The 12066-nt window shown below is 47.1% G+C and carries 8 protein-coding genes; all 8 read right to left on the bottom strand.

Annotated elements, in window-relative coordinates:
- Positions 1-78: 78 nt before the first annotated feature.
- Complete coding sequence (locus H6995_04275) at positions 79-1257, bottom strand: acetyl-CoA C-acetyltransferase (protein ID MCP5214207.1); 1179 nt, start codon at positions 1255-1257, stop codon at positions 79-81.
- 138 nt (positions 1258-1395) lie between these two features.
- A complete protein-coding gene (gene acs / locus H6995_04270) occupies positions 1396-3348 on the bottom strand; it encodes an acetate--CoA ligase (protein MCP5214206.1) in 1953 nt (650 codons plus the stop codon).
- Positions 3349-3509: 161 nt separating this feature from the next.
- On the bottom strand, positions 3510-6005 hold the full coding sequence (locus H6995_04265) for an FtsX-like permease family protein (protein ID MCP5214205.1): 2496 nt from the start codon (positions 6003-6005) through the stop codon (positions 3510-3512).
- A gap of 329 nt (positions 6006-6334) precedes the next feature.
- Positions 6335-7531 carry a hydrolase gene (locus tag H6995_04260; GenBank protein MCP5214204.1) on the bottom strand — a complete coding sequence of 399 codons (1197 nt, stop codon included), beginning with the start codon at positions 7529-7531 and terminating at the stop codon, positions 6335-6337.
- A 164-nt stretch (positions 7532-7695) separates the two neighbouring features.
- Positions 7696-8187, bottom strand: coding sequence for an aromatic-ring-hydroxylating dioxygenase subunit beta (locus tag H6995_04255; GenBank protein MCP5214203.1), 492 nt, complete (start codon positions 8185-8187; stop codon positions 7696-7698).
- The gene (locus tag H6995_04250; GenBank protein MCP5214202.1) at positions 8184-9491 is read right to left on the bottom strand and encodes a Rieske 2Fe-2S domain-containing protein; all 1308 of its coding nucleotides are present in this window, start codon (positions 9489-9491) and stop codon (positions 8184-8186) included. The genes H6995_04255 and H6995_04250 overlap by 4 nt, the downstream gene beginning before the upstream one ends.
- A gap of 144 nt (positions 9492-9635) precedes the next feature.
- Positions 9636-9962 carry a DUF1330 domain-containing protein gene (locus tag H6995_04245; protein MCP5214201.1) on the bottom strand — a complete coding sequence of 109 codons (327 nt, stop codon included), beginning with the start codon at positions 9960-9962 and terminating at the stop codon, positions 9636-9638.
- Between the two features lie 163 nt (positions 9963-10125).
- Complete coding sequence (locus H6995_04240; GenBank protein ID MCP5214200.1) at positions 10126-11961, bottom strand: feruloyl-CoA synthase; 1836 nt, start codon at positions 11959-11961, stop codon at positions 10126-10128.
- Between the last annotated feature and the right edge of the window lie 105 nt (positions 11962-12066).

The following is a 12066-nucleotide window of genomic DNA, read 5'->3' as shown; positions in this document are numbered from 1 at the left end:
AAGCTTAAAATCAGCTGATTATGAATGCTGGATCAATACAATACCAAATGAGGTTATCGAGTAATCAGAGATCCTTAATTATCGCTCCACTGCCAGAGCGACGCCCATGCCGCCACCAATACAAAGCGTAGCCAGACCTTTTTTGGCATCTCGCTTAATCATTTCATGAACCAGCGACACAAGAATTCGACAACCTGATGCGCCAATCGGATGTCCGAGCGCAATTGCTCCACCATTCACATTGACTTTGTTAATATCCCAGCCCATTTCTTGGTTAACAGCGATAGCTTGTACAGCGAAGGCTTCGTTAGCTTCGATTAAATCCAACTCTTTCGCCTTCCAACCAGCTTTTTTCAAACACAGCTTACTCGCAGGAATGGGACCAGTGCCCATAACTTCTGGATCGACCCCAGAATTGGCATAGGCTTTAATACTGGCTAATGGCTTTAATCCCAGTTGTTTGGCTTTTTCTTCACTCATTAAAATTACAGCAGCTGCGCCATCATTAATTCCAGAGGCATTACCGGCGGTAACTGTGCCATCTTTTTTGAAAGCTGGTCGTAATTTTCCGAGAGACTCTGTTGTAGTGCCATGTTTAGGGTATTCATCCACAGCAAAAATTATCGGGTCTTTTTTGCGCTGCGGGATGCTGACTGGAATAATTTCTTCCGCAAACCGATTTGCCTGTTGCGCAGCTTCTGCTTTCTGTTGTGAGTTGGCGGCAAACTCATCCTGTTCACTACGAGAAATATCATAGCGTTGTTGAATATTTTCCGCAGTGTTGCCCATGTGGTAATCATTAAAGGCATCCCATAAACCATCGTTGATCATCGTATCAACTAATTGCCAGTTGCCCATCCGCTGACCTTCGCGTGACTTAGGCAGTACATGCGCCGATTGACTCATGCTTTCCTGACCGCCGGCAATAATCACATCAGCATCACCGAGCGCAATCGCTTGAGCCGCTAGATGCACGGCCTTCAGACCAGACCCACAGACTTTATTGATCGTCATTGCTGGGATGTTGCTGGGTAACCCGGCATTAATCGCCGCTTGGCGTGCTGGGTTTTGCCCACAGCCGGCAGCAAGAACCTGCCCCAGCAAGACCTCATTGATTTCTGAGGCGTCGATACCCGATCGTTCGAGCAGTCCCTGAATCACTGCACTGCCCAGCTGATCCGCCCTCAGCGATGCCAACATACCATTAAAACTACCAATTGCGGTGCGCCCAGCGGCGACAATGACAACCTTATGCATATTTCTTTACACCTTATTTTTGTAAGTACCACTTAATAATATTTTGCGTTGCATAATTTACACCGAAACAACCCCAGTTGGCAAATCAGTCATTCTTCTCTGCTTAGCTATTATTTGCCAAGTGTAACGCCAAGAGTGTCATACCTTGCCGTTTAAGCGATTAGCTATTAAGTCTTGAACAACTGATGGGTCAGCTAGTGTAGAGGTATCGCCCAGCTGTTCATAATCATTCGCAGCAATTTTACGTAAAATCCGGCGCATAATTTTGCCGGAACGGGTTTTTGGCAGCCCTGGCGCCCATTGAATCAAATCGGGGGTGGCAATTGGCCCAATTTCTTTACGCACCCACTGTTTCAGTTCATTTGCTAACACATCACTCGGCTCTTCCCCGTGATTAAGTGTTAGATATACATAGATTCCCTGCCCCTTAATGTCATGGGGAAATCCGACTACGGCAGCTTCGGAAACTTTTTCATGCAGAACCAGCGCACTTTCTACTTCCGCAGTTCCCAGCCGATGTCCGGACACATTCAAGACATCATCCACCCGACCGGTAATCCAGTAATAGCCATCCTCATCGCGACGAGCGCCGTCACCAGAAAAGTATTTACCCGGAAAGTCAGAAAAATAAGTCTTCACAAAGCGGTCATGATCGCCATACACGCTGCGGCTTTGCCCTGGCCAGCTATCCAGCATCACCAAATTCCCTTCCGCCACCCCTTCTAGAATATTACCTTCGCCATCCACTATTGCTGGTTGTACCCCGAAAAACGGTAAGGTCGCAGAACCGGGTTTCAAATCAGTCGCGCCCGGCAGCGGCGACAATAGAATACCTCCGGTTTCGGTTTGCCACCAAGTATCTACTATCGGGCATTTACTATTACCGATGGTTTTGAAATACCACTCCCAGGCTTTAGGGTTAATGGGCTCTCCAACCGAACCTAACACTTTCAGGCTGGAACGATCTGTGCCTTCAACTGGCAAATCACCGTCAGCCATCAGGGCCCGAATTGCCGTTGGCGCAGTGTAAAGAATATCCACTTGATGTTTGTCTACCACCTGGCTCATACGGTTGACACCTGGCCAGTTAGGCACTCCTTCAAACATTAAAGTGGTTGCGCCGTTAGCCAATGGGCCGTAGATAATATAGCTATGCCCGGTTACCCAGCCGATATCCGCAGTACACCAATAGATATCACCATCATGGTAATCAAACACGTACTGATGGGTCATGGCCGCAAATACCAAATAGCCGCCAGTAGTATGCATCAAGCCCTTGGGTGCGCCTGTTGAACCCGATGTATAAAGAATAAACAATGGGTCTTCCGCATTCATTTCCGCCGCCGGACAATCGCTTGAGGCCAGCGCCACGATATCCTGATACCAGACATCCCGACCTTCCTGCCAGCCCACCTGATTTCCGGTGTATTTTACTGTAATCACTGTTTCTACGCAGTCCATCCCTTCCCGACTGAGCGCAATGTTTACATTTTCCTTCAGCGGAATGGTTTTCCCACCACGCACACCTTGGTCGGCCGTGATCACTGCGTTGCTATGACAGGTTTTTATACGAGTGGCGATGGCCTCCGGCGAAAAACCACCAAAGATCACTGAATGAATAGCGCCGATGCGGGCACAGGCCAGTATCGCCACCGCCGCTTCTGGAATCATCGGCATATAAATAGTGACTACATCGCCTTTTTTAATACCCCTGGCTTTCATCGCATTGGCGAACTGGCAGACCTGCTTATGTAGTTCACGGTAAGTGATTTTCTTATCAATAGAGGGGTCATCACCCTCCCAAATGATCGCCACCTGATCACCACGCTCAGCCAAATGCCGATCAAGGCAATTAATGCTAGCGTTGAGCGTGCCATCTGCAAACCAGCGAATATCGACATTATCTTTAGCGAAAGAAGTGTTTTTTACTTCGCTATAAGGCTGTATCCAATCCAGCCGCTTGCCCTGTTCGCCCCAAAATTGCTCTGGATTTCTAATCGACGCCTTATACATTTCATCGTATTTATTTTTATCAATCCAGGCGCGTTGCGCTACCTCGGGCATGACCGGATGAATGTGCACTTCTGACATAGGTATCCCCCTTAAATAACCACCCTAACCGCCCAAATCGGGACAATATTAGGATCTTAGACAATAGTAATATTGGTGCTGTATCAGGCGGTTAATCATACTCGTAACCATCCTATAAAAACAAATAACCATGTTTAAAATCATACCGCTACGCTAAAGCACTACTCATACTGTTGCAGAATAGATTTCGGGCTTTGGGTGATAGTTCGGCGTGTCAAAAAATAGCCTACTAAGGAGATTAAAAACGCTGCCATCAACGGAGCCACTATCCACACCTTGATAACAAGCTGTCGTTCAATTTGAAATACTTGGTGATAGAGATAGGTATTGATGGCTTCTGCGCCGAGAACCGCAAGCACACCACTGATGAAGCCAAGCAAAGCAAATTCAATCAGATTATTCTGCTCTAAATATTGGCGTTTTGCACCTAAGGCACGCATCAGCGCTCCCTCTCGCAACCTTTCATCCAAGCTCGTTTGGACAGCGGCAAATAGTACAGCGAATCCAGCCAACAACACGAATAACAGCATAATCTCCACCGCCATTGTCACTTGTCGTAAAACCGTCCTAAATTGCTGAATAATCACCTCTACTTCTAATACCGTCACCGAGGGAAACTGGCTAACCAACTCCGCGAGCAAAGCCCCTTGCTGCCCGTGCAAACGAAAACTAGTGATATAGGTCGTAGGCATTCCATCCAAAGTACCAGGCGGAAATATCATATAAAAGTTCGGGGAAAAGCTTTCCCACTGCACCGAACGTAAGCTAGTGATATCCGCCAGTAATTTTTCACCGCCAATATTAAATGTCAATTCGTCTCCAAGTTTTAGACCCAGCCGCCGCGCCAGCTCCAATTCTACTGAAACTTCCTGTTTCTGCGTTTCTTGTTTATGAGTTCCATCCAACCAACGCCCTTCAATAATGCGGTTATCATCGGGCAGTCTATCCGTCCAGGTTAAATTTAGTTCGCGATTAAGCGCCTCATCAGTTTTATCCTGGCGTTCATTCTGAGGCTTTACCGAAACCCCGTTGACCTGGGTCAAACGACCACGCACCATCGGGTAAAGGGGTTGAGCCTCTATTCCCTCCTTCACTAACCACCGTTGAAGTGCATCCTTTTCCTGCGCCAATATATTAAAGGCAAAATGGTTTGGCGCATTTTCCGGTAGCTGAGTGCGCCAATTATCCAATAATTCCGTCCTCAACAGCATAATGACCAGCATTAGCATCATAGTGACAGCAAAAGCGATAATTTGTCCGGCGCTGCTACGGGCGTGCCGGGATAAGCTAGCGAAACCGCGACCCAACAAAGACCGTCGTGAACGACGATGATGAAGTTTGACGCGCATCAGAATATAGATGGCCAGGTAAAGCAGCAGAACAATGACTGCAACAACAACAAAAATGACAAGGGTTAACCAAACATCCTGTGACAGCAACAGAATCAGCAGACAAATAGACACGGCCGCCATCAGATAGACAGACCAGATCCGAGCCGACAATGGCGCAAGGTTGCGCCGAATAACACGTAACGGCGAAATGTTTTTCAATCGCAATATAGGTGGTAACGCCGTACCCAACAGGATAATCAGCCCGGCCAAAAAACCCGTCACTATCGGTCTTATTCCGCTGGCAGGTAAGCCTGCTGGTATGAGTTCATCCAGCACTGACATTAGCAGCGCCTGCGTGATCCAACCGAAAAAACTCCCCAGCAAACCAGCCACACAGGCAATGATGGCAAGTTGCCCCAAATAAATATTAACAATGGTTCTTTGTGTTGCGCCAAAACAGCGCAGCATCGCGCTCACATTATAATGGCGCTCGCTATAGCGTTGGGTCGCGACGGCAATCGCCACAGCAGCCAGCATGATTGCCATCAAAGAAATCAAACGCAAATAGTGCTCAGCATTATTTAACGCCTTACTGGCACCGCCCCTTTCAGACTTCACCGTCAACAATCTTTGACCTGGGCCTAATTGCGGTTTCAACCAAGCGGTAAAATCTTCGATTTTTGCTCCAGCAAATAAATAGCCATAACGAACACGACTGCCCGGCTGCACCACACCAGTGCTATCAAGATCCTGGTAATTCATCAAAACGCGAGGTGATAGGTTAAAAAAATCACCACCTCTATCAGGCTCAAAGGTTAAGACTTTAGCGACTTTAAAGGATTGCCGTCCAATTTTAACGCGGGCTCCCAGCGCTAGATTAAGTCGATTCATAACTCGTCGATCCACCCAGATTTCCCCAGCTACAGGTGGTTCTTGTATAGAATAATCATCACCATACAGGCTGTCGGCAACACGTAATTGGCCACGTATCGGATATAACTGAGACACCGCTTTTATGCTGACTAATAGAATTTCCTCAGTGTGCATCAGGACACTACCAAACTCCGCTAGCTCAACCGTTTCAAGGCCTACCTCTTGCCCATGATGCAGCCAACCCTGGGGCAACGGACGTGAGCTGCGCAACACTAAATCACCGCCGATGAGTTCAGCAGACTGGGTCAGTAGAGCGATTTTTAAACGTTCCGTAAAAAAACTAATAGTCGTGGTGGCAGCTATTGCGGTAATCAAGGCAAACAAAAGAATCCGTAACTCGCCGGAGCGCCATTCGCGTTTTGATAGTCGCCAGGATAACTTGATACTTTGCATATTTACTTGTTATATCGTGGACCAGCCACTGATACTCAGGTCATTTTCCGTTTCTTAACATTGTCTCTATTTGTCGTCACATTATCATCAACGCACATAATATTCATAAAAACCGACCTTGGTTATGTCTGATGATATTAAGAATGACAGCTTTGATGAGGTCGAGCTTCATGCACAACCCAGGAAGGGGTTTACATAGAAAGGGACTCTCACTCTGGATTTAGCTACACCCGAGCGCCCTCTTACACAGCCGCGCCAACCTCTTACGCGAGAGGTGGAGTGCAAACACATCGGTTTCGAAATATATGGAGGAACTTCTGATTAATTTCTTAGCTCCAGTCACCCCAAAGTTGCTGCTTTAACTCCTGCCAGGAAGGTTTTTGTAGATCCTCCTCGTCCTCTGCTAATCGAGCACCATCGTATTTCATTGCAGGTCGCGTCCAAGTGCCTCGTTGATAGAGCTTTTCGATATTTTCCCGGTAGATGTCGTCAACTTCAGCATGGTGCTTGGGTTCCTGGTTCAGCCAAAGATTCTTTGGATGGATAGGCTGTTCGTACATACGCTTGAACAGTTCCGTGCGTAAATCTTTCAACCAATTGCTATTGAGGTTCATCGCGCGAAACTGCCGCAATGCTTCAATATCAATCACTGCAGAAATCATTGTGTTATTTGTGGTCGCACTGTAAGCCGCAATATTGCCGCGATAATCAACAATATGAGAATTCCCTCCCGCTATGTCTACTGCATGTTTAGAACTTGCCGATAAGTACACCGGGCCAGAGTTAGGGCAAAGCATATACAACGAATTAAACTCAGCATGGCCTCGGTTCTGTACCATCCAGCTACCGCCACCGGGATAACTGGAGTTAGTCATTGGTGCCGCCTCGCTGGGGCGATAGACCACCTCCGCACCGTTGAAGGTCAATGCCCGCACCGCCTCCGGGTATTCGCCGTCGCTACAGCAAATAGTCCCGATATTGCCAATATCCTCAGTTTTAAGAACAGGATAAAATGCCTCAATACCGTCACCAAACAACTCCACCCAGCGATCATAAATATCGTGCGGCATACAGGAACGCTCACGACACCAAACATGGTTTTTTGCCGCCTTATGCACTACTTCTCCATTAGGATCAATCACGAATAACGTATTAAAAAAGCGATCCTTCATCACCTCCGGCCAGCGCGCTTTGCATTGTGCAATGATATAAGTGCGATACTGCTTCGCCAGCCGCCCTAACCACTCGGATTCTTCACCGGGAATATCGATAAAGAGTTCTTTTGCCGCCAGTTTGTGTGGTAAGTCAAAAATCTCATCGGTGAAACCCGTCAAAGCGCCTTCGGTCAGTGCAATGATTTTTACTGGCATATTAATACCAAGAATGGAAACAGCTGCATGAATCGCTTCTTCAATAGTTTCCAGGTTATGCCGAATATGCTTGCGTTCAGCAATGCCATAAATGGGGGTGGATAAACCAACCGCCAAATAGGGTGCAATGGGTTTCGTGGTTTTTGATTTCGCCATAACCTGCTCTCCAAAAATCGATACGATGACAAGTTACTAGCTTAGCAGGTTTAATTTTGCTTTTGATCAACCAAAAGGACTAGAAATAGCTCACCAAGTAACAATGACATGAGTGGATTTATGGGGCGATTGTGTCTTTCCAAAAGCCAAATAACACCCAGGGATTAAATATAAATCATAATCGGCAACAGCGGCATATCGGCATTCAGCAGATCGACACGCTTTCGTTTAATCAAATAACCTACTTCGCTTTTAACCAAGTGATGCTGGCACGTGCCCGCATAGAGCGTTTGTTCTTTATAGAGAATAACCGCCTGAAAACTCGAATTGACGATAGTGATATTGGTATCAGGGTCATGTCGCTCCAAATGTACATCAGAAATAATCCGTGAGGAACGAACAGGGTACTGCATAGACAACGAAAGTTTATGGCCGAAGTTTCGCCTGCGTATTGCCATGAGCGTCCGATCTTCATAAAAGATAGAATCGTGCGCCTCCGGGTCGGTCTGCTCAGCATCCAGAGGCATCCAGTAAATTCCATCTTCAGTATAGAGCTGCATCCAGCTTTCCAGATCAGCTTTATTCAAATAGCGCGCTTCCAGATTAAGCAATTCCCGAATGGCGCCCATGTCAGGCACGGACTGATGATCGCTCATACTGCTTTGCTCATATAGTTCAACCAAGCTTTATACTGATTGCGAATCGACAGGTCGCTGGTACCAGGCGCAGTCACCTTGCCATTAGCTTCGTCTTCTTGGCCCAAATAACGGTGCAGATCAACCCATTTAATTGAACCTGTTTTAGCAGACTCCTGAATACGGTAATAACAATCGAGATCATCCGGTCCTACCATGGAACCCGGTGAATTAATCAATCGGGAATAGCGCAAGGTACGTTGCAGTAATTTCTCCGGCGCGCCTTTAAGGCGGAAAGTCCAGGATTCAAGAATAGTGCTATCCACCGAGACGGGGCGCATCACCCGAATCGACTGGACTGCATCGCGAATCGTACAGGAGGGATAACAACAGGCATTGTGCCGATTAAAGGATAAAATTTCCTGTGCACCCTCTTCACCATAGGCCGCTCGCATCGCCGCCAAGTATTCCGGGTACATTTCGTAATGGCTGAAAATACTTTTCTTACCACCCATATAACCGTGCCCATACTCTAGCGCGGTAACACCCATGCCATCGAAAAACTCATAGCTGCCACTAAAAGGATCGATAACTTCCGCCTCCGGCGACGCGGCGGTACCTTCCGGTAAACTCGATAAATAACTTTGCACCGCCGCACTGGTACCCGCGTGAGCGCACATAGGGTGCATTGCGTCATGCAGGTTTTCAATAAAAAATTTCCAGTTACAGGGGTGTAAAAAGCGATGGCAGTTTTTCCCGGTCACTTCCACCTCACCCTCTGGTGAGCGATCACACATGTTATCAATGGTGTCTTTGATCTCGCCCAAAAATTCAAATAGATCGGGAACATCATCCGTTAAACAAGCAAAAACAAAACCACGATAAGTCTCAACACGCGGTAGTTTTGGCATTGAATACTGCGCTTCGCACTTATCAAAGCCAGTATCCTCATAGCCCTTGGGATGGGGAATAGCATGGATACCACCGTCAGTGCGATAGGTCCAACCGTGATAAGGGCAACGCAACAATTTGGCATTACCATACTGCTGTTGCGCGACAATCGCACCTCTGTGCCCACAGCGATTCTGAAGCACGTTTATTACTTTTGATTTGGCGTCACGAATCATAATAACGGGTAAAGTAGCTAAAGTGGTGGTGTAAAAATCGCCGGGGTTTTTAACCTGGCTTTCGTGACCGACATAGATCCAACTGCGCCCCCAAATACGCTGCATTTCCAGTTGGAATATCTCTGAATCCACATAGACGCTGCTATGCACCCGTGCTGGCTCAACCAGACTTTGAATTTGTTCAACGCTTAGGCTCATGGCTAATCTGGATATCCCATAAAAAATTTCTTGGCGGTTGGCATTGACCTTGATTATCCAACATTACCGCCATCAAAAATCTAGAAACTTAGACTAAACGCCCTAATTTTTTTAGACAAAAAGTCACACACCAACTCTTGGATTCTATCCCTTACCCAAATAGGCAATAGTCCCTGCCACATCTGTATCATCAATAACATTGAGTTTACTCACACTTCCCGCTTGGCGCGCCTGCGCATATTTGGCGTAGTCGGGATCGTCGGCAAAGGCTTTGACTGACTCCATAGAGGGGAATTCCAGCAAAGCGATGAGCGTCGTGTCCAAAGGTTCGCCTTCAACATTGATGATGTTACCGCTACGAGAAAGGTATTTACCGCCGTGCCGGTGCACAATTTCATGCACATGTGCGGCGTATTCTGGAATCCAGGAGTCATCGGTTACTTTAACATCAGCTATCACGTAAACGGCCATCGTTTTTCTCCAGTTTTAGATGGGGTTAATATATAAATGCCTTTTGCACGAAGCCGCCCACCGAGCTTGTTTCGGTTTTGCCAAAAAGGCGAACGGAACGATAAAAGAGCCGAGCACCGTAATGCGTCCAAAGCTAAACCTAAAAGCCTGTTGAATCGACCCTCTAAATTGAAATAACCTCCTCCGCACAATTTGCAGCATACAACTTCATGACATCTTCTGCACGATGCGTCAACACCCCACGCTGGTTCAAATAGCCTTTATCCGTAATTTCGTTGTCATCAAAGGATGGTGGCGAAGCCAGTAGCAGCGCCTTTCTAATCTGCTTAGATGACCCAGAATTTTTTAAATTATGTGCAGTTAACCTAGCGATGATTTCTGCCTGTAATTTCTGGTTGAGTATTAAGCTGCTCCCACCAGCACCACCTATCAATTTTTCACATTCGGCCACGTTAGGGAAAATCAGCACAGCAAGATAGTATTCGTTATGCCCGCAGATAACCACATCTGTCGCCAATGGCGACAGCGCTTCAACAACTGCCACCCGTAGTTCACCCACGTTTACCCAGGTGCCGGTGAGTAGTTTGAAATTTTCATTAACCCTACCCTTAAACATCAACCCCAGCATTGGATTATTGCGATCAATCAGTTCGACCGCATCGCCGCTACAGAAGTAGCCCTCCTCATCAAAAACTTCCTTGGTTTGTGCCTCATTTTGAAAATAGCCCGGCATGATGTTGGGGCCTTTCACTCTCAGTTCGATGAGATCGCCGACTGGCGCCAGTTTGACATCGGTACCGGGTACGGGCAGCCCAATATTTCTCGCTAATTGATTAGAAAAATAAACGGAGGTACAAAGTGGTGAGGTTTCTGTGGCACCCCAACTACTGGTAATCGGAATTTCGCAAGAGGCGTATTTATCGATTAAAGCTTGTAGTCTGTTCCAGGTCGAATTAGGTAACGCTGCCGCTGCGAAAAAAAGCAATTTCAGTTGGCTAAAAAACTTTACTGCCAGCACATCGTCCTGCTCCAACTCGCTGACTAATAACTCATAGCCCGCCGCTACGTTAAAATAGAGGGTGGGAGATATATCGGCCATATTACGCAGTGTCGTTTTTATACCTTCGGAGGTGGGTTTTCCACCATCAATATACAACGAACCGCCATTGCGCAGTGCCATATTAAAGTTATGGTTACCGCCAAAGGTATGATGCCAAGGCAACCAATCGAGAAAAACTTGCCCAGGTTGCTGAACAAAAGGCCAGATTTTGGCGATAGCTTCCTGGTTGCTGACCAGCATTCTATGGGTATTCATAACGCCCTTGGGCATGCCGGTCGAGCCGGAGGTGAAGAGTATTTTTGCCAAGGTATCGGGGTTGATCGTTGCGGCTCTAGGTAAAAACTCAGCCCCCTCCTGCGACGCTATTAATCTGGCCAAATTAAGCACACCATTGCCAGATAATGCTGAATCGGCGGTAATCACTGGAGTGCCCATACCCTGGAATAATTCCAACACCGGTTTGAATGCCTGAAAGTTCTCCGCAAACACCAGGCCGGGGGTAATCAGTTGTTGTATGTGTTTTACCTTGCTGAAATCCTTTGATAGCAACGAATAGGATGGTGAAATGGGTGCCACTGGCACGCCAATCATCATGCAGGCCAGTGTCATCAATCCAGATGAAATACTGTTACCACTAACAATCATCAGCGGCCGCTCGGCCGAAAGTTCTGTGCCACTTAACGCCTGCGCCAATTGGCTGACCCGCTGGAGTGTTTGCGCATAGGTAATGCAATCCCACCGAGACGGATCGAACGGGTTACGCTCGGCAAGAAAAACAGTATCAGGGCGTTGCTGTGCCCAGCTTTCTAGATAAGTCAAAATGGAGGGAGGCAAAGTACCGAGCGGCTGATTCGAGCTCAGGTAAATGGCACCCTCCTCCGTTTCTACGAAGCGTATATCCGGTGTTAAAAATAACGGCTCGGAAGACTCAGGGCGCATAATTATTCCTTATGGAACAAGCTGTTAACAATGAAGTGTTTTGAATAAATTTGCAACAATTTCAGTTGCGTAGGCTCTTTTATAATCCATCGCCAGGGGTATTGC

It is taken from the genome of Pseudomonadales bacterium, assembly GCA_024234615.1.
GTDB lineage: Bacteria > Pseudomonadota > Gammaproteobacteria > Pseudomonadales > IMCC2047 > JAJFKB01.
Note: the sequence above shows the minus strand (reverse complement) of the source record. Positions and strands in the feature narration are given on the sequence as shown.

What these genes read in the sequence shown, in the direction of transcription:
- H6995_04265 (MCP5214205.1), bottom strand. Translation starts at nt 6,005, where the DNA reads ATGCAAAGTATCAAGTTATCCTGGCGACTATCAAAACGCGAATGGCGC.
- H6995_04250 (MCP5214202.1), bottom strand. Translation starts at nt 9,491, where the DNA reads ATGAGCCTAAGCGTTGAACAAATTCAAAGTCTGGTTGAGCCAGCACGG.
- H6995_04260 (MCP5214204.1), bottom strand. Translation starts at nt 7,531, where the DNA reads ATGGCGAAATCAAAAACCACGAAACCCATTGCACCCTATTTGGCGGTT.
- acs (MCP5214206.1), bottom strand. Translation starts at nt 3,348, where the DNA reads ATGTCAGAAGTGCACATTCATCCGGTCATGCCCGAGGTAGCGCAACGC.
- H6995_04275 (MCP5214207.1), bottom strand. Translation starts at nt 1,257, where the DNA reads ATGCATAAGGTTGTCATTGTCGCCGCTGGGCGCACCGCAATTGGTAGT.
- H6995_04245 (MCP5214201.1), bottom strand. Translation starts at nt 9,962, where the DNA reads ATGGCCGTTTACGTGATAGCTGATGTTAAAGTAACCGATGACTCCTGG.
- H6995_04255 (MCP5214203.1), bottom strand. Translation starts at nt 8,187, where the DNA reads ATGAGCGATCATCAGTCCGTGCCTGACATGGGCGCCATTCGGGAATTG.
- H6995_04240 (MCP5214200.1), bottom strand. Translation starts at nt 11,961, where the DNA reads ATGCGCCCTGAGTCTTCCGAGCCGTTATTTTTAACACCGGATATACGC.